Annotated in this window: 14 protein-coding genes; 5 read left to right on the top strand and 9 right to left on the bottom strand. The window is 73.2% G+C overall.

Annotated features, from left to right (window positions below):
- Positions 1-44 precede the first annotated feature (44 nt).
- Entirely contained in the window at positions 45-1,247 is a 1,203-nt protein-coding gene (locus ACF09C_RS01400) for an acyl-CoA dehydrogenase family protein (RefSeq protein WP_392087332.1), read from the top strand.
- A 19-nt stretch (positions 1,248-1,266) separates the two neighbouring features.
- On the opposite strand, the gene ACF09C_RS01395 is transcribed toward ACF09C_RS01400, so the two are convergent.
- From ACF09C_RS01395 to ACF09C_RS01385, 3 genes are all read right to left on the bottom strand, one after another.
- A complete protein-coding gene (locus ACF09C_RS01395) occupies positions 1,267-1,806 on the bottom strand; it encodes an FBP domain-containing protein (protein WP_392087330.1) in 540 nt (179 codons plus the stop codon).
- A gap of 26 nt (positions 1,807-1,832) precedes the next feature.
- Positions 1,833-3,326, bottom strand: coding sequence for a PLP-dependent aminotransferase family protein (locus ACF09C_RS01390; protein ID WP_392087328.1), 1,494 nt, complete (start codon positions 3,324-3,326; stop codon positions 1,833-1,835).
- A gap of 306 nt (positions 3,327-3,632) precedes the next feature.
- Complete coding sequence (locus tag ACF09C_RS01385) at positions 3,633-5,084, bottom strand: DUF6777 domain-containing protein (protein ID WP_392087326.1); 1,452 nt, start codon at positions 5,082-5,084, stop codon at positions 3,633-3,635.
- An 85-nt stretch (positions 5,085-5,169) separates the two neighbouring features.
- Here ACF09C_RS01385 and ACF09C_RS01380 point away from each other — a divergent pair, with 85 nt between their 5' ends.
- Positions 5,170-6,495: a streptophobe family protein gene (locus ACF09C_RS01380; RefSeq protein ID WP_392087324.1), complete on the top strand. Its 1,326-nt coding sequence runs from the start codon at positions 5,170-5,172 to the stop codon at positions 6,493-6,495.
- Between the two features lie 37 nt (positions 6,496-6,532).
- Here ACF09C_RS01380 and ACF09C_RS01375 read toward each other — a convergent pair whose 3' ends face one another.
- From ACF09C_RS01375 to ACF09C_RS01365, 3 genes are all read right to left on the bottom strand, one after another.
- Positions 6,533-7,540 carry a serine/threonine-protein kinase gene (locus ACF09C_RS01375; protein WP_392087322.1) on the bottom strand — a complete coding sequence of 336 codons (1,008 nt, stop codon included), beginning with the start codon at positions 7,538-7,540 and terminating at the stop codon, positions 6,533-6,535.
- Positions 7,540-8,184 carry a hypothetical protein gene (locus ACF09C_RS01370; protein ID WP_392087319.1) on the bottom strand — a complete coding sequence of 215 codons (645 nt, stop codon included), beginning with the start codon at positions 8,182-8,184 and terminating at the stop codon, positions 7,540-7,542. Before ACF09C_RS01370 ends, ACF09C_RS01375 begins: the two co-directional genes overlap by 1 nt.
- 98 nt (positions 8,185-8,282) lie before the next feature.
- Positions 8,283-10,874 (bottom strand): FHA domain-containing protein, encoded by a 2,592-nt coding sequence (locus tag ACF09C_RS01365; protein WP_392087317.1) that lies wholly within the window; start codon positions 10,872-10,874, stop codon positions 8,283-8,285.
- 90 nt (positions 10,875-10,964) lie between these two features.
- Between ACF09C_RS01365 and ACF09C_RS01360 the strand changes: the two genes are divergently transcribed.
- Positions 10,965-11,585, top strand: coding sequence for a TetR/AcrR family transcriptional regulator (locus tag ACF09C_RS01360; protein WP_392087316.1), 621 nt, complete (start codon positions 10,965-10,967; stop codon positions 11,583-11,585).
- Between the two features lie 11 nt (positions 11,586-11,596).
- Here ACF09C_RS01360 and ACF09C_RS01355 read toward each other — a convergent pair whose 3' ends face one another.
- Complete coding sequence (locus ACF09C_RS01355) at positions 11,597-12,403, bottom strand: class II aldolase/adducin family protein (RefSeq protein ID WP_392087314.1); 807 nt, start codon at positions 12,401-12,403, stop codon at positions 11,597-11,599.
- Positions 12,404-12,640: 237 nt separating this feature from the next.
- On the opposite strand from ACF09C_RS01355, the gene ACF09C_RS01350 reads away from it, so the two are divergent.
- Together ACF09C_RS01350 and ACF09C_RS01345 are read left to right on the top strand one after the other, a co-directional pair.
- Positions 12,641-13,339 (top strand): ThuA domain-containing protein, encoded by a 699-nt coding sequence (locus tag ACF09C_RS01350; protein ID WP_392087313.1) that lies wholly within the window; start codon positions 12,641-12,643, stop codon positions 13,337-13,339.
- 241 nt (positions 13,340-13,580) lie between these two features.
- Complete coding sequence (locus tag ACF09C_RS01345; protein WP_392087311.1) at positions 13,581-14,972, top strand: NADP-dependent succinic semialdehyde dehydrogenase; 1,392 nt, start codon at positions 13,581-13,583, stop codon at positions 14,970-14,972.
- A 182-nt stretch (positions 14,973-15,154) separates the two neighbouring features.
- Here ACF09C_RS01345 and ACF09C_RS01340 read toward each other — a convergent pair whose 3' ends face one another.
- Together ACF09C_RS01340 and ACF09C_RS01335 are read right to left on the bottom strand one after the other, a co-directional pair.
- Complete coding sequence (locus tag ACF09C_RS01340; protein WP_392087309.1) at positions 15,155-16,168, bottom strand: PHP domain-containing protein; 1,014 nt, start codon at positions 16,166-16,168, stop codon at positions 15,155-15,157.
- Between the two features lie 10 nt (positions 16,169-16,178).
- Entirely contained in the window at positions 16,179-18,269 is a 2,091-nt protein-coding gene (locus ACF09C_RS01335; protein ID WP_392087307.1) for a SpoIIE family protein phosphatase, read from the bottom strand.
- Positions 18,270-18,472: the final 203 nt, after the last annotated feature.

The raw sequence follows: 18,472 nt of genomic DNA, 5'->3' as shown, positions 1-18,472 counted from the left end.
TACGCTCGCCCCACCGCATCGTCGCACCAGCCTGGAGGCCGTCCGTGAAGTCGTCGCAGCCGTCGCCCGCGTCGAAGTCGTCCCCCGTCCACCCCTTCGACCTGCTGGCGATCGACGGTCTGCTGACCGACGAGGAGCGGGAGATCCGCCGGACGGTGCGCACCATGGCGGACAAGGAACTCCGCCCCCACGTGGCCGGCTGGTTCGACCGCGGGGAGATCCCCGCCCGCGAACTCGCACGGCAACTCGGCGGCGTCGGGGTCCTCGGCATGCACCTGGAGGGCTACGGCTGCGCGGGTACCAACGCCGTCGCCTACGGCCTCGCCTGCCTGGAGCTGGAGGCCGTGGACTCCGGGCTGCGCAGCCTCGTCTCCGTGCAGGGCTCCCTCGCGATGTACGCGATCTGGAAGTACGGCTCGGAGGAGCAGAAGCGGCAGTGGCTGCCCGGGATGGCGGCCGGCGAGTACATCGGCTGCTTCGGACTCACCGAGCCGGACGCCGGATCGGATCCCGGAGCCATGCGCACCCGCGCCCGCCGCGACGGTGCCGACTGGGTGCTCGACGGCACCAAGATGTGGATCACCAACGGCTCGGTCGCCGACGTCGCCGTCGTCTGGGCCCGGACCGACGAAGGGGTCCGCGGCTTCCTCGTACCCGCCGGGACCCCCGGCTTCAGCGCGCCCGAGATCAAGCAGAAGCTGTCGCTGCGGGCCAGCGTCACCAGCGAACTGGTCCTGGACGGCGTCCGGCTGCCGGCCGACGCGATGCTGCCCGAGGCGCGCGGACTCTCCGGCCCGCTGGGCTGTCTCAACGAGGCCCGTTTCGGCATCGTGTTCGGTGCGCTCGGCGCCGCCCGTGACTGCCTGGAGACCGCCATCGCCTACGCCGGCGACCGCATCGTCTTCGAACGGTCCCTCGCCTCCTACCAGCTGACGCAGCAGAAGCTCGCCGACATGTCCCTGGAGCTGGGCAAGGGCATGCTGCTCGCCCTCCACTTGGGACGCCTCAAGGACGCGGGCGGCCTCACGCCCGAGCAGGTCAGCGTCGGCAAGCTGAACAACGTACGTGAGGCCATCGCCATCGCCCGTGAGTGCCGCACGATCCTCGGCGCGAACGGCATCACCCTGGAGTACCCGGTGCTGCGCCACGCCAACAACCTGGAGTCGGTCCTCACCTACGAAGGCACCAGCGAGGTCCACTCCCTCGTCATCGGCAAGGCGCTCACGGGCGAGCAGGCCTTCCGCTGACCCGTTGGGCGTCGTCGGCCTAGCCGGCCGTCACCTTCGCGAGGAACGCGTCCAGGTTGCCCGTCATCCGCTCGATGCGCGCCTCGATCGACAGCGACTCCTCCGGGCGGCCGGCCCGCAGCCTGGGCTGGCGCTTGCCGCGTACATACAGGGAACAGGCCAGGTCGGCGCAGAGGTAGATGCCGACCGTGTTCCCCTCACGTCCGCGGGTGCCGGCCAGCGGCGCCGCCAGCAGGGTCACACCCGAGGAGGCGTGCCCGGTCAGGCAGACCTGGCACAGGCTGGACTTGACCGCGCTGGTACGGCTCGTGGCGGGCACCCGCAGGGTGATGCCGAGCGGGCCGTCCGGGCGGGGGACGACGAGGTGGGCGCGCAGCGGCGCGCCCGGGTCGACCCAGCCGAGGAAGTCGAGGTCCTGCCAGGGGAGTTCGGCGAAGTCCAGCGGAAGCCTGAGTCTGCTCGCCTCGCCCTTCGTGCAGTTCACGAACGACGAGCGGATCTGTTGGTCGGTGAGAGGTTCCACTCGGTGGACCGTACACACATCGTGCGGTGCGAGCATCCGGATTTCGGTCGGCCGGCAGCCCGTCAGGCCACCCAGTCCGGCAGATCAGGGTCGACGAACCGGGCCGGCGCCCCGGCCAGGGCCGTCGCGAGCCGCTCGCCGGCCGTGTCGTAGACCTCGGGCGGCAGCGCGAACGGAATCCGCAGGCGGTGCTCGTGCGTGCCCACGTCCACACCGAAACGGGTGCCGCCCTCCACCCGGACACCGTGCCGCAGCGCCCGCGCCGCCAGCGCCGAGGCGACGGGGCGCCCCAGGTCGACCCAGAGGCACAGACCGCCGGGCGGGAGCGTCCAGCGCCACTCCGGGACATGACGGGCGAGCGCCGTCGCCAGGGCGTCACGGCGCACCCGCAGCTCCGCGACGCGGCGCGGCAGGATCGAGTCCAGCCGGCCGAGCAGTTCCACGGCCACGAGCTGGTCGAGGACCGAACCCGACAGATCGGCGGTGATCCGGACCCGCGCCAGTTCGGTGACCACCCGGGAGGCGGCCCGCGCCCAGCCCACCCGCAGACCGCCCCAGCAGCTCTTGCTGAGCGAGCCGACGCTGATGATCTGCTCGCCGTCGCCCGACGCCGGTGCCGCCGCGAACGGTCGCGGCGCGGGCACGTCCAGGGCCATGTCGGTGAGCGTCTCGTCGACCACCAGCCAGGTCCCGGTGGCCCGCGCCGAGCGCGCCACCTCCCGGCGCTGCGCGTCCGGCATCAGCCGCCCGGTCGGGTTGTGGAAATCCGGGATCAGGTAGGCGAGTCGGGGCGCCGTCTGCCGCAGGGCCGCGTCGATCAGCCCGCTGTCCCAGCCCGCCTCGGTGACCGGTACGGGCGTGAGGCGCAGACGCCGCCCGCGCATGGCGTCCAGGGCGTTGGTGTACGAGGGGTTCTCCGCGAGCGCCCGGTCACCGGGGCCGCCGAGGAGCGCCACGGCCAGGGCGAGCGCCTGCTGGGCACCCGTGGTGACGAGGATCTGCTCGGGGAGCGTGGGGAGCCCGCGACGGGTGTACCGGTCGGCGATCGCGGAGCGCAGCTCGGGGAGGCCGAACGGGTGGTAGCCCTGGGAGCCCGCGTAGCGGGGCAGTTCGGCGGAGGCGGCGGTCAGCGCCTCGGCCAGGTCGTCGGCGGGGGCCTCGGGCGCGGCGAGCGCGAGATCGATCGCGGCCTCGGGGGAGGCGTGGAAGGCGGCCAGGCTGGTCGGGGTCTGGCCGTCCGGCAGCGCCGTCCAGGTGCCCGCGCCCCGGCGGCTGTGCGCGTACCCGCTCTCCCGCAGCAGGTCGTACGCGCCGGTCACGGTCGTACGGCTCACGGCCAGCGCCTGGGCTAGTTCGCGCTCGGCGGGCAGCCGCATGCGCAGGGCGACCCGGCCGTCGAGCAGGGTCTCCCGGACGGCCCGTGCCAGCTCCCGGTAGCCGAACCTGCCCTCCGGCGGTCGCGTCAGGAGCGCCGCCAGCTGGCGGCCGGTCAGTGTGCGGTCCGCAGTATGGACCACGGTCCGGACCACACTGCGGACCACTCGACCCTCTGCCATGCCAATCACTCCTCATTGGCTCTGCTACCCAGGCCAATAAGGCTACAGACTCCGTCTCAGTGGCCCGGCGGCCACGGAGAGGAGAACAGCGATGAGTGCACGCCTCACCGACCGTGACGAGAGGCTGTGGCAGCAGCGGGCGGAGGAGCGCCGCGCGGAGCCCGTGCCGATCGGAATTTGGATCCGAAAGCTCGGCGCGGCCTTGGCGGCGGCGGGTCGCCGCCGCGCGGGCACCGGCGTCGAGTCCACCGCCCCGTCCCGCGCCTGCCCCTCGGCCTGAGCCGCACCGGCGGTAGAACGAACGCTTCAGGAGGCCGGCCGGGCGTCCGCGAGGACCACATCGGCGGCGCCCGGCCCGGACTGCGGGGCCGGCCCGGAGGTCGACTCCGAGATGTCCGCCGACTGCGGGCTCACGGACGCCGAGCGCTCCGTCGTGCCGTTGGAGGGCGTGCCGTTCGTCGGCGTCCCGTCGGCGGTGCTGTCCCCGGTCGCCGGCTCCGACTGCGGACTCACCGACTCCGGCGAGACGGGCGACTCGGGTGAGGCGGGCGACTCGGGCGACTCGGAGGCCGGCGAGGACGACGACGGCGAGTCCGACGGGCACGCCGGGGGAGTGACACCGTCCTTGGGTGTCGGCGTGTCCGTGCCCGTCACCGTCACACAGGGCACCGGCGAGGACGGGGACTGCGAGCTGGGGGACTCGGTCACCGAGCCGGAGACGGAAGGCGACGGGGGCGCCGTCGGCGGCTTCGTCGGCTTGTCCTGCTTCCCGGTGTCGCCCGGCTTGCGGGCGAACCAGTCGTCGTCCTCGGGGTCGTACACGACGAAGACGTTCACCACCGTCACCGAAGGCGCCACGACGACCACCTGGGAAGGCTGATAACCCGCCCACTTGGTGCCCGTCGTCTTGAAGTCCTGCTGGGCGACCGGCGGCGTCAACGGGTTTCCGCAGGCGCAGCGCACCCGCGGCACGCCCCGGTCGTCCACGAGCACGGCCGTACCGGCCTGGAGCACCGCCTGGTAGGCGGTCGGGCCGCCGTCCCGGAAGCCGTGGTTGGTCACCCGGGTGTCGACCCGGAGCTGAAGCGGGGTCAGGGAGCGCAGATACCCCGGCACCTCGCCGGGGGAGATCCCCTGGACCTGGGCGAAGGCCGCGTTCTTGGCCGGCTCGTCGGCCAGGTAGCGGACCTGCTGTTCGACGTCACAGCTCGCCGTGGACTGCGTACCGCCGTAGAGGCCCGGCGCCGCACCGGACACGCTGCGCGTGGCGGTGGCGTCCGCGGAGCGCGTCGGGCTGGGCAGCGGGGCGGGCGACTGCGAGGCGTTCGTGGTGCGGGCCGTCGACTTGGTGAACGGATCGGGGCCGGTGGCCGCGGCGTTCTGCAGGAACACCTCGCCGCCGGAGCCCCCGGTGTCTCCGCCGTTGCCGTCCGGGCGGGTGAGGACGACCACCAGGGCCACGGCCGCGACCAGCACCGCGGTGACCGAGGCGACCTTGGGGACGGAGCGCCACCAGGGGCCGCCACCGTCGCCCGGGCCGCGGCCCGTACCGCCACCGCCGCCGGGCCCGCCGGAACCGCCCGAGCCGCCCCCCGAGCCGTCGTGCGGCGGTCCTGGGGGCGGTGGGGGGCCGGCCTGCCCTGGGCTGGTGCTCGGGCCCGAGAGGGGGCCCGAAGGCGGACCTGCGGGAGGAACCGAGGGGCGGCCGGACGACGGGTGGGAAGTCACGTTTTTCCCTTTCTTCCGTTCCGCGCCCATTGTGTGCGCGGAAGGTGCCCGGCCCGCAAGCGGACGCCGTCCACAGCCCCTGCGAGCAGCGGTCGCCGGTACTAGCGTGGTGAGCGTGAGCAGTCGGCTCCCCACCACGTCCGGCCCGGCGCACGACACCGGTCACCTCGCCCGCCATTGGGGCGAGGCCCTGGCCGCCGTCCTCGCCGGGTTCCTCGCGATGGCCGTCGTCGCCGCACTCGGCCTCTGGGCCGCGGGCGCCGCCGATCTGCCCGGCGGATTCGTGAACGTCGTGGCCGCGGTCGTCGTCATGGCCGCCGGCGGCCAGATCGACCTCTCCGGCGACGCCAGCGCGCTCGCCGGTACGAACGCCGAACTCACCGCCATGCCCCTCACCGTCACCCTGGTGGGCGCACTGGTCACCGGATTCTGCTTCCTCCTCCCGCTCCGCCACCACGCCGTGGCCCGCACCGGCGACCTCCTCGCCCGCGTCGGGCGCACCGTCCTGCTGTGGCTGGCCGCGCTCGCCGGGCTCTCCGCCCTCGCCCGCCGCGACTTTCCCGTCACGCTCCCCGGCGGCCAGAGCGAAGACCCGATGTCCGACCTGTTCGGCGAACTCCTCGACGCCGTGAACCCGACGGTCGGTTTCCGCACCGAGCTGGGCCCCACCCTGCTCTACGGGCTCCTGTGGATCCTCGGCGTCCTCCTGATCGCCCTGCTGGTCTCGCGGGCGACCCCGCTCCCACCGCGCCTGGTCCGCTACCACGAAGCCGTCCGGCCGGTGGCCTCCGCGATGTTGCTCCTCGTCCTCGCGTACGTCGTCATCGGCCTGGTCATCGGGATCGTCGTCGCCGCCACACGCGGCCACGCGGCGGAGACGTTCGCCGTCATCCTGCTGGGCCTGCCCAACGTCAGCTGGCTCGCCCTCGGTGTGGGGATCGGCGGCTCCTGGCAGGGCACGGTCGAAGGGCCGTTCGGGCTGCCGATGCCGCCCATCCTCGACGCGGTGCTCCGCACCGACACCGAGGGCCTGTCCACGGTCGACCTCGACTCCCTCGCCTCGTACGACTCCCGGGCCTGGTGGATGATCCCGGTGGCGGCCGTCCTCGTCCTCGCCGTGGCCTTCGTGGCCGCCGTCCGTTCGCCCGCCCGCACGCGCCTCTGGCAGCACGCGCTCCACCTCGGCATCGCGTTCGCCCTGACCATGCTGGTCGTCGCCCCCGTGACGCTCGTCGAGGCGCGGTTCGGGCTCTCCATCCTCGGCATCGGCGAACTGGAGTCCCTCGGCGGCCAGGTCATCCTGCGCCCCGACGTCTGGAAGATCGTCGGCTTCGCCCTGCTCTGGGGGCTCGTCGCCGGATTCCTGGGTGGTCTCCTGGCCTCCGGCGTCCGCCGCCGCGGTGAGACGGAGTCCGGGGGGACCGGGCGGCCGAAGGCCTGACAGGGGCCCCGACGCCGAGTCGAGTACGAGGACGGGCCTAGCGCCAGGACGAGGGCGGCTCCCGGAAGACCGGGCGGGCCCAGGCGGGCGGTTCGGGGGGCGGGGGCGGCGGCTTCGGGCCTCCCCCCTCGTCGGGACCCGGGCCGGGGCCCGGCGCACCCCGCTCCAGGGCCGCCCGCAGTGCCGCGACGAACTCCAGGCACGTTCCGTACCGCTCCTCCGGCACCTTCGCCAGCGCCTTCGCGAGCACCTGGTCGGCCGCCTCGGACAGCTCGGGCCGTTCGGTCGACGGCGGGGGCGGCGGGTCGTACTGGTGGGCCCAGAGCAGCGCCATGTCGTCGTCGCGGCGGAACGGCGGCACACCCGTGAGCGTCTCGTAGACCACACACGCCAGGCTGTACACGTCACAGCGGCCGTCCACCGGCTTGCCCGAGATCTGCTCGGGTGCCACATAGTCCAACGTCCCCACGAACTGGCCGACGGTGGTCAACCCGGTCAGCGACAGGGACTTCTTCGTGAGCCCGAAGTCCGTGAGGTAGACGTGCTCGGGATGGTCGCGGTCGGTGCCCTCGGCGACCAGGATGTTCCCGGGCTTCACGTCCCGGTGCACCAACTCGTGGGCGTGCGCCGCGTCCAGCGCCGACGCCACCTGCACGGCGATCCGTCCCGCCTTCACCGTCGGCAGCGGGCCCTCGCGGTCGAGGAGCGCCCGCAGGTCCTGGCCGGCGACGAAGCGCATCGCGATGTACAGGACACCCTCCGTCTCACCCGCCTCGAAGACCGGCACGATGTTCGGGTGGTCGATCGCGGCCGCCACCCGCGACTCGTGCGCGAACCGCTTGCGGAAGGTGTCGTTGCGGGCCAGTTCCGGCGCCAGCAGCTTCAGCGCCACCGTCCGGTCGAGCCGTAGGTCGAGCGCCCGGTAGACGACCGCCATCCCGCCGCGGCCGATCTCGGCCTCGACGCGGTAGTCGGCGATCTGCTTCCCGACGAGCCCCGACTCCCGGCCCGCCGGGAGGCCCGTGTCTCGGGCCGGCCCGCCCATCAGCTCTCACCCGGCAGGTGCGCCTGGTCCACGATCTGGGTGGGGGGCGGGCCGGCGGGCGCTTCCTGCTGGTCGTCCTCCGCCGGTCGGGGCACCACCCGGGTGGGTTCGTGCACCACGGAGGCGACCGAGGGGCCGGCCGAGGCCGCGTACGTACTCAGGGCCGTACCGTCGCAGTACACCCAGCGCTCGTGCTCGGCGTCGTACAGCCAGAGGGCCTCGCCGTCGACCACCATCCCCACCCGCAGCCCGTGCGTCCGCCGCTGGAACCCGTCCCGGTCCACCCGGGAGGCCGCCAGCTCCTCCGCGGCCCGCCGGTACCTGCCGAGCGACTCCTCCGCACGGGCGATCAACGGCCGGGGATCGGCGGTCCTGGCGAGCGGCTGCCGGGCCTCCGGCGGATCCAGGGGCACGGAGACCAGCAGTCGGGCGTCGACCCACGCGGACCAGCCGTTGGAGCACAGGACCTCGCCCCAGTCGCCGACGCGCTGCGTGAGCTGCACGGGCAGGAACGCGTCCAGGGGCACCGTCGGCAGGCCCGGATCGGGACCCTCCCAGGCGGGCAGGCCGTCGCGCGGCACGATGTGGGTCGGCCGGAAGTCCGGTACCTCGTCGGGGACCGGGGGAGTGACCGGGATGCCCATGGACCGCCTGCCTTCACTGGATGTCAGACATTGGACATCGGATATCGGATCCCATTGGACATCGGATATCGGATCCAGAATCCGTCGCGTCCCGGTGATCACTTCCGCATGATCACCGGCTCATGCCGCCGCAGCAGCCTCGCCACGAGGAAGCCGAGCACGACACAGAGCACCACCAGCATCCCCATGTCGAACAGCCAGGCGCCCACCGTGTGGTCCATCAGGGGGTCGGCCGTCTTCTCACTCGGCGCCGTCGTCCCGATGTCGATCGTCGCCCCCATCGCCGCGAACGCCCACCGCGACGGCACCAGCCACGCCAGCTGTTCCAGGACCGGTGTCCCGGTGACGGTGAGCAGCGCGCCGCAGAACACCACCTGCACGATGGCCAGGAGGACGAGCAGCGGCATCGTCACCTCCTCCTTGCGGACCAGCGCGGAGACGAACAGGCCGAGCATCATCGCCGTGAAGGAGAGCAGCGCGACCGCGAGGGTGAGTTCGATGAGCGGGGGCATCAGGACGCCCTTGCCGCCGGGGACGTTCAGTGGCACCCCGATCAGCGCGACCAGCGTGAGGACCACCGCCTGGACGACCGTGATCAGCCCGAGCACGACCACCTTCGACATCAGGTACGCGGACCGCGAGAGGCCGACGGCTCTCTCACGCCGGTAGATCGTGCGTTCCTTCACGAGCTCCCGCACGGCGTTGGCCGCACCCGTCAGGACGCCGCCGACGCACAGGATCAGCAGCACGTTCAGTGTCGACTCGGGGTTGAGACTGCCCTCCGAGAGTGCCCGGGCCATCGCCCCCATGATGAACGGCAGGGCGATCATGATGGCCAGGAACGTCCGGTCGGCGGAGAGCGCCGCCGCGTACCGGCGCACGAGCGTACGGAGTTGGGACCACCAGCTCTGCGCCTTGCGCGGCGGCGGTGGCTCGGGGGCGCCGGCCCCGGCGGCCGGCAGCCCGGGCCGCTCCATCGCGTCGGCGATGTACTGCCGGTGGAAGCGCGACGAGCGGTACTGTCCCGCCCAGTCGCGCCCCCGCTCGGTCTCGAACGCCTCGAACGCCTCCGGCCACTGGTCGAAGCCGAAGAAGCCCAGGGTGTCGTCCGGCGGCCCGAAGTAGGCGACGCGGCCGCCGGGCGCGAGCACGAGCAGCCGGTCGCAGACGTCCAGGCTCAGGACGCTGTGCGTGACGACGATGACCGTACGGCCGTCGTCGGCGAGCCCGCGCAGCATGTGCATCACCGAACGGTCCATCCCCGGGTCGAGGCCGGAGGTCGGCTCGTCGAGGAAGAGCAGGGAGGGCTTGGTGAGCAGTTCCAGCGCGACGCTCACCCGCTTGCGCTGTCCGCCCGAGAGGCTGTGGATGGGCTGCTGCGCCCGCTCGACGAGGCCGAGCTCACCGATCACCTCGTCCACCCGCGCCGTGCGTTCGGCGGCGGCGGTGTCCTCGGGGAAGCGGAGCTCGGCGGCGTAGGCGAGGGCCCGCCGCACGGTCAGCTGCAGATGGAGGATGTCGTCCTGCGGGACGAGGCCGATGCGCTGGCGCAGCTCGGCGTAGTCGCGGTACAGGTCACGGCCGTCGTAGAGGACCGTGCCGCGGTCGGCGGGGCGCTGACCGGTGAGCGCGCCGAGCAGGGTCGACTTGCCCGCGCCGGACGGCCCGACCACCGCGAGCAGGCACTTCTGCCCGACGGGGAAGGACACCTCCTCCAGGAGCGTCTTCCGGCCGTGGTCGACCGTGACGGCGAGATCCTGCACGTCGAGGGAGACCTCGCCGGTGTCGGTGAACTCGACGAGCTGCCCGCCGATGAGGCAGAACGCGGAGTGCCCGACGCCGACGATGTCGTCGGGGGTGACCCGGGCCTCGGTGACAGGGGCGCCGTTGAGGAAGGTGCCGTTGTGACTGCCGAGGTCCTGGATCCAGTACGTACCGTCCGGGTGGGCCCGCAGTTCGGCGTGGCGCCGTGAGACGACGAGGTCGTCGACGACAAGGTCGTTGTCGGGCGCCCGGCCGATGCGGACGGTGCGCGTCGGCAGCGGGCGTACGGACGTGGGCTGCCGGAAGGTTCCGGTGAGGGCCGGGTGCGAGACCGAGGACGGCCGGGGCGGGGTACGCGGCGGCGCGGGCGCGGGCGGCTCGGGCACCGGCACGGGGGGCGGCGCCGGGGCCGGTTCGGGGCCCGGTGCGGGAGGCGGGGGTACGGGCGTCCCGGGCCCCGGCTCCCCCAGGAGCGGAGCCTCGGGGAGGTCCGGCGTCGGGGCCTCGTGCAGCGGGGCGGGCGGCGACTCCGGGGTCGGCTCCGCGCTCGCGGGGCCACCGGGGGAGGGAGTCGCGGCCGGTGGAGCAGGGGCGGCCGGGGCCGGCGCCGTGCCCGAGAGCACCGCGCGGGGGCCGTCGCCGGGATGTCCGAACCGGATGACCGTCCCCGGACCGACCTCGCGCAGGGCGACACGGTGGCTGTCCGCGTAGGTTCCGTTGGTGCTGCCCTCGTCCTCGAGGGTCCAGTGGTCTCCGACGGCCCGCAGGACCGCGTGGTGCCACGAGGCGCGGGCGTCGCCGAGGACGATGTCGCTGGTGGGGTCGCGCCCGATGCGGTAGACCCGGCTCGGACTCATCAGGGTGGCGTCCCCGTCGATCTCGAGGACGAGCTCGGGTGCGGCGGGCGCGACGGGCCGCTGTCCCATGCGTGAATTTTATCTTCCGGGACCGATCCGTGCCTGCGAGGGCCGCCGGTATCGTGGGCGCCTCCACGCACCACCGAAGGAGGGCCCACCGTGCCGAAAGGTGTCACCAAGCGTCGGCCCCGGACCAGAGCAGCCCTGCTCAAGGCCGCCCTGGAGACCTTCGCCGAGCACGGCTTCCACGCCACCTCGATCGAGCAGATCTGTGAGCGCGCCGGCTACACCCGCGGCGCGTACTACTCGAACTTCGCCAGTAAGGAAGAGCTCTTCCTCGCCCTCTTCGACGAGCACAGCGAACGGACCGTACGGCGGCTCGCCGAGGCCGTCGACACCCTGGCCGCCGAGGACTACACCCTGGAGCGGCTCGCCGAGCTCGCCTCCCGGATCGAGCCGGACGAGCGCGACTGGTACCTCGTGACCACCGAGTTCACCCTGCATGCCATCCGGGACCGCCAGGCGGCCTGGGTGCTGGCCCGGCACGACGCCCGGCTGCGGGCCGAGATCGCGCGCGGGCTGACCGCCGTCCTGCGCAGGGCGGGCCGCGAACTGACCGTCGACGCGGACCGGTTCGCCCGGATGCTGATCGCCCTGCGCGAGGGGGGACTCGCGCAGAGCTATGTCGAGCCGGAGGAGTTGCCCCCGGGCAGCCTGGAACGGGACTTCCTCGCCCCGCTGTTGGCGGCGTCGACCCGGGAGATCGACAGCGGCCGGTAGCGGACCGCCGGTCAGCCGAAGAGGTCGGGGTCCGAGGCGGTGATCTGGTCCCACAGCGGCCGGGCCTGGAACCAGCCGGCCAGGTGCGTGCCGACCTGGCCCCGGGTGATGAGCGCCGTCTCGCGGTCGATCAGCTGCGGTGTGCCGGCGGCCATCGCCAACAGCTGTGCCTGGCAGGAGCGTTCCATGGTGACGAACCACCAGACGGCCTCGGCGACCGACTGCCCGACGGTGAGCAGGCCGTGGTTCTTGAGGATGACCGCCTTGTACCCCGCGAGGGCCTTCGCGACCCGTTCGCCCTCGTCGAGTTCGTTGACGACGCCCCGGTAGTCGTCGTAGATCCCGTGGTCCTCGAAGAAGGCGCACGCGTCCTGGGTGATCGGCGCGAGCGGGATGCCGAGGCTGGAGAACGCCTTGCCGTGCAGGGAGTGCGAGTGCGCCGCGGCGACCGCGTCCGGCCGGGCCGCGTGCACCTGCGAGTGGATGACGAACGCGGCACGGTTCACAGGGCGGTTGCCGACGAGCACGGTGCCCTCGTGGTCGACGAGGATCAGATCGGAGGCCTTGATCTGGCTGAAGCTCATCCCGAACGGATTGACCCAGAAGGCGTCCGGGTTCTCCGGGTCGCGCACGGTGATGTGCCCGGCGACCCCCTCGGAGAACCCGAACCGCCCGAAGAGCCGGAATCCCGCGGCGAGTTGCTCCTTGCGGTACCGACGCTCCGCCTCGACGGTCTCGAAGGCCGGCGGCAGCGGCAGCGTGACCCCTTCGGGCAGCGGGCCCACGGCGGCGGCCAGGGCGGGCGGGAGAGTGCTCACGGGGGCTCCTCACGGCGGCGGGACGCGATGCCGCCAGAAGATACAGAGATGTATCCGATTCGCCAATGGGCCGGGCGCCGGTCCGCGACCCGTTGCGGACCCAGGTCGCGCGCTCAGGTCGCGCACCCAGGTCCCGGACCCTGGTTGCGGGGCGGGTGTGCGGGTGGCTACGGTCGGCCGGACACCGAACGGTGAAAGCGCTTACTGCGCCTGCGTCTGCCTGGGGAGGGCTGACTCGTGCCGACCGCCGACGTCCTGATCTACACCCGTACCGCCGCCTACCGCCACGACTCGATCCCGGCCGGATCGAAGGCGCTCGTCGCCCTGGTCGAGGCGGCGGGCCACGAGGCCGAGGTGACCGACGATCCGGGGGCCTTCACGGCGGAGCGGCTCGGCCGGTGCGCGGCCGTGGTCTTCCTCTCGACCACCGGCACGGTCCTCGACCCCCCGGCCCGCGCGGCCTTCGAGGCGTACGTCCTCGGCGGCGGAGGCTTCCTGGCGATCCACGCGGCGGCGAACGCGGAACCCGACTGGCCGTTCTACGGCGAGCTGCTCGGCACCCGTTTCGACGGCCACCCGGAGATCCAGCCCGGCGTCGTCCGTGTGGACGCGCCGGACCACCCCGCGACGGCCGCGCTGCCGGGCAGCTGGGCCTGGACGGACGAGTGGTACAACTTCACGTCGAACCCCCGAGCCACCGGGGTGCGGGTCCTGGCCCGCGCCGACGAGTCGACGTACCGGGGCGGAACGCTGGGCGCGGACCACCCTCTGATCTGGTGTCGCGAGGCGGGCGCGGGCCGGGTCTTCTTCACGGCACTCGGACACGCGGCGGAGGCGTACGAGGACGAGACGTTCCTGGAGCATCTGGCGGGTGCGCTGCGCTGGGTCTCGTCGGCCCCGGGAGCTTCGGGCACGCACCCGGTCACGGACGGCTGACGCGCTGGGCCCGCGCCCGCTCACGCGCCCGTGACGCTCTCGGCCTGCACCCGGTCACGGACCGCTGACGCGCCCGTCGCGCCCCAGCCCGTCGAGCCCCCGCCCTCGGGCCCGCCCCCCGGGTCCCCGCTTCGGGGGCGCCCCCCCCCGGGTCTCGTCACCCCCGCGCCCCCTCCCCGATTGCGGTCCGGTCCCGGGCGCGGGAGGGTGCCTGTGGGACGGACGCGCAGGAGGAGCTCAGATGGCGATCGCCACCGTAAATCCCGCCACGGGCGAGACGCTGCGCACCTATGAGGCGCACGGTCACGACGAGGTGGAGCGGCGTGTCGCCGCCTCGTACGAGACGTTCCGGCAGTACCGCTCCACCTCCTTCGCCGAGCGCGCCCGGCTCATGCGCCGTGCCGCCGACCTCCTCGACGAGGACGCCGAGGACGTCGCCCGCACGATGACCACCGAGATGGGCAAGACGATCACGGCCGCCCGCGCCGAGGCCGCCAAGTGCGCCAAGTCGATGCGCTGGTACGCCGACCACGCCGAGGCGCTGCTCGCCGACGAGCATCCCGCCCCGGCAGACGTCCGCGACGCGGGCGCCGACGCCGCGCGCGTCCACTACCGGCCCCTCGGCCCGATCCTCGCCGTCATGCCGTGGAACTTCCCGCTCTGGCAGGTCATCCGGTTCGCCGCGCCCGCGCTCATGGCCGGCAACACCGGCCTCCTCAAGCACGCGTCCAACGTGCCGAGGACCGCCCTCTACCTCGGTGACCTCTTCCGCCGGGCCGGATTCCCCGAGGGCTGCTTCCAGACCCTCCTCATCGGCTCCGGCGCCGTCGAAGCGGTCCTGCGCGACCGCCGGGTCGTCGCCGCCACCCTCACCGGGAGCGAACCGGCCGGCCGCTCGGTCGCCGCCATCGCGGGGGACGAGGTCAAGAAGACGGTCCTGGAGCTCGGCGGCAGCGACCCGTACATCGTGATGCCGTCCGCCGACGTCACCCGTGCCGTCAAGACCGCCGTCACCGCGCGCGTCCAGAACAACGGGCAGTCCTGCATCGCGGCCAAGCGGTTCATCGTCCACGGCGACGTCTACGACCACTTCGCCGAACGCTTCACCGCCGCCATGTCCGCGCTCACGGTCGGCGACCCCCTCGACGACGCCACCGACGTCGGTCCGATCGCCACCGAGCAGGGCCGCGCCGACCTGGAGGAACTCGTCGACGACGCCTTGCGCAAGGGCGCCACGGTCCTCTGCGGCGGATCCCGCCCGGCGGACCGGACGCGCGGCTGGTTCTACCTTCCGACCGTGCTGGCCGACATCACTCCCGAGATGCGCATCCACCAGGAGGAGACCTTCGGCCCGGTCGCCACCCTCCATCAGGTCAGCGACATCGAGGAGGCCGTGGCCGTCGCCAACGACTCGCCGTTCGGGCTCAGTTCGAACGTGTGGACGCGCGACGACGCGGACATCGCCTTCTTCGTACGGGACTTGGAGGCAGGCGGTGTGTTCGTCAACGGGATGACGGCCTCGCACCCCGCGCTGCCGTTCGGCGGCGTGAAGCGGTCCGGTTACGGACGTGAACTCTCCGGCCACGGCATCCGCGAGTTCTGCAACGCGACCACCGTCTGGCAGCGGACCTGACCCCGGGCCGACCTGGGCCTTTCGTTTGGATCATGCCGGGCTCGCGGGCCCTGGCACGCCCGCTCGCCGCGTTGTCGTCGGTCGCCGACGCTCCGCGTTGACTCCCTCCTCCGCCTTGCGATCGCACGCACCAGACCCCGCTCCCTGATCCGGCCTGACCCAAACGAAAGACCCTAGCCCTCTCATCCGCCCCGCGCCCACGCCAACAGCTCCTCCGCCGACCAGGTGTTGACCACGCGCTCCGTCGGTACCTCGCACTCCTCGGCCCGCGCGCACCCGAAGATCTGCCACTCCAGCTGGCCCGGCGCGTGCGCGTCCGTGTCCACCGCGAACCACACTCCCGCCGCAACGGCCCGGCGCAGCAGCCGGCGCGGCGGATCGAGCCGTTCAGGACGACTGTTGATCTCCACCGCCGTCCCCGACTCCGCGCAGGCGGCGAAGACACGGTCCGCGTCGAAGGCCGACTCGGGCCGCAACCGCCCCCCGCTGACCAGCCGGCCCGTGCAGTGCCCGAGGACGTCCATCAGCGGATTGCGCACCGCCTTCTCCATCCGCCGGGTCATCGCCGGCGCGTCCATCCGCAGCTTCGAGTGCACGGAGCCGACCACCAGGTCCAGCCGGTCGAGCAGCTCCGGCTCCTGGTCCAGCGAACCGTCCTCCAGGATGTCGCACTCGATCCCGGTCAGCAGCCGGAACGGCGCCCACTCCTCGTTCAGCCGCGCCACCACGTCGAGTTGCTCGCGCAGCCGCTCGGGCGACAGGCCGCGGGCCACCTTCAGGCTGGGGGAGTGATCGGTCAGGACCGCCCAGTCATGGCCGATCCGTGCGGCGGTGCGGCCCATGTCCTCGATGGTGCTGCCGCCGTCGGACCATTCGGAGTGGAGGTGACAGTCGCCCCGCAGCGCCGCCCGCAGTGTCTCGCCGCCGGTGACCTCGGGGACGGGGATCTCGGCCTCCAGGCGCTCCAGATACTCCGGCACCCGCCCTTCAAGGGCCTCCCTGACGACGGCGGCCGTCTTCGGCCCGATGCCCTTGACCGTCTCCAACGTCCCGGCCGCCGCGCGCCGCTCGGCCTCGCCGTCCGCCATGGCCGCGACGGCCGCGGACGCGGTACGGAAGGCCCGTACGCGGTATGTGGGCGCCTGGGAGCGCTCCAGCAGAAAGGCGATCCGGTCCAGCGCCGCCACGGGGTCCATGACCGTCTCCTCACCCCTCACCCTGTCCCACGGAGACCCCCGCCGCCTCGTGCACGGGGCCGATCTCGCACCACACGGCCTTGCCCTCGCCGCGCGGCTCGACGCCCCACCGCGACGCCAGGGCGTCGAGCAGCAGCAGCCCCCGTCCCGACGTCGCCGCCTCACCCGGCGTACGCCGCCGGGGCCAGGCGCTCGACCGGTCCTGTACCGACAGCCGTACCCGGCGCACCGGCTCCGGCAGGACCTCCAGGGTGAGCACCGCGCCGCCCTCCGTGTGCAGCAGAACGTTGACGAGCAGCTCGCCGGTCAACAGCTCGGCATCGTCTGCTAGTTCGGTCATGCCCCAGTCGCGCAGCGCCTGCCCCACCGCCGCCCGCGCGTCGGAGAGCCCCTGTGGATCCGCCTGGTGGATGTACTGGTGCATGCGCGGCGCCCGCGGCGTCCCGGGGTCCGGGCTGCGCCGCAGCACGAGCAGGGCCACGTCGTCCCCCGCGCCCCAGCGCTCCCACAGCTGCTCCGAAAGGTGGTCCGCGAGCGCCTCCGCCTGGGGCGGACCGCTGCTCATCGCCCCCGAGAGCGCGTCAAGACCGGACTGGATGTCCGAGCCCGGCTGCTCGACCAGGCCGTCCGTGCACAGCACCAGCGTCTCGCCCGGGACGAGGTCCAGCCGGGTCTCCGGGAACTCCTCGTCACCGAAGACGGTCGCCAGACCGAGCGGCAGCCCGCCCCGCAGCTTGGGCTGCCCGACCCGCCCGTCGGTGTGCCGGATCAGCGGCCCCAGGTGTCCGGCGCGCACGGCGCGCACCGTGCCGGTGCCGAGGTCGACCTGGGCGTACGTGCACGTCGCGAAGCGGTTGGTGTCCAGCTCGGCGAGGAAACGAGAGGCCCGGGCGAGGACGGTCGAGGGGGCGTGGCCCTCACCCGCGTACGCCCGCAGCGCGATCCGCAACTGGCCCATGATGGCGGCCGCGTGCGTGTCGTGCCCCTGCACGTCCCCGACCACGACCCCGACCCGGCCCCGGGGCAGCGAGATCACGTCGTACCAGTCGCCGCCGACCTGCCGCCCGCTCCAGGCCGCGTGGTAGCGGACCGCGATCTCGCCACCGGAGATCACCGGGATTCGGCGCGGCAGCATGGTCTCCTGCAGTCCGGTGGCCAGCTCCCGCTCCTCGTCGAAGAGTTTGGCGCGCTGGAGGGACTGCGCGACGATCGCGGCGAGGCCGAGCAGCAGATTGCGCTCGTCGGCATTGAACGGGGACCGGCGCCGGTAGAACAGCGCCATCCCGCCGAGCGAGCGGGCCTGGGCGACGAGCGGCAGGTAGCAGGCGGACGTGAACCTCAGCCGCTCGATGTAGGGGGCAAGCTCCGGGAAGTCCCGGCCGAGGGAGCGGAACGCGGGCACGAACCGGGGCCGTCCGCTCAGCACCGTCTCCGCGAGCGGCAGTCCCCGGTCGAGGCGGTGCGAACGGAAGTCGTTCAGGGCCTCCAGGGAGTCCCCGCTGAGCGCGATGACATTCAGCGAGCCGTTCTCCACCAGGCCGAGCGCGAGGCCGTCCGCGCCGAGCCGGGCGAGCCCGCCGGGGCCGGTCATGGCCGCCGTCACGTCGTCGACGGTCACCGCCCGCGACAGCGCGTGCGTCGTCCGCTCGACGATGCTCGTCTGGACCTCGCGGCGCTTCTCCAGGTCCAGGACGAAGGCGGAGTGGGTGACCTCGGCCGTCGTGTCGCGGACGACGCCGACGATGCGGTGGGCCCGCCGGTCCGGCGTCCGCAGGATCCGCGCCTGGACGTGCGTCCACTGCTCCGTTCCGTCGTCCCCCTCGATCCGGAACTGCGCGGTGTACGAGGTCTCGCCGCTGGTGATCGCCGCCCGCACGACCGCGTCGAGGCGGGTGCGCTCCGCGGGGTCGAGGCGCCCGACGAGCGTGGCGGGGCGTCCGTCGAACTCGGTCGCGTCCAGCCCGAACACCAGCAGCCCGGCCTCGTCGACGTCGATGGTGCCCGTGTCGAGGTCCCAGTCGAAGCTGCCGGTCCGATTCATGGCGAGCCGCTCGGTGGGCCCGATCTCGCCACTGCGCGTGCGCCGGTCGTCATCGGTCATCCTCACCATTGTCGAACCCGCACCCCTCCGACGCCATGGCGGCGACACACCGAGTGCCCGAGTTGTGACCGACGGAGACGCGCCGCCCGGGGCCGTGCGGGGCTGCCCCGGGGCCGTAGGGGATGCCCAAGGGGATGCCCCTGGGGCCGTACGGGTCCGCAAGGGCGCGCGGGGCAGTCGGCTGCGCGGAGGTGGGGCCGCGG

Origin of the sequence: Streptomyces sp. NPDC014870 (assembly GCF_043081505.1) — a bacterium.
Lineage (GTDB): Bacteria > Actinomycetota > Actinomycetes > Streptomycetales > Streptomycetaceae > Streptomyces.
This window is presented reverse-complemented; position numbering and strand designations above follow the sequence as displayed.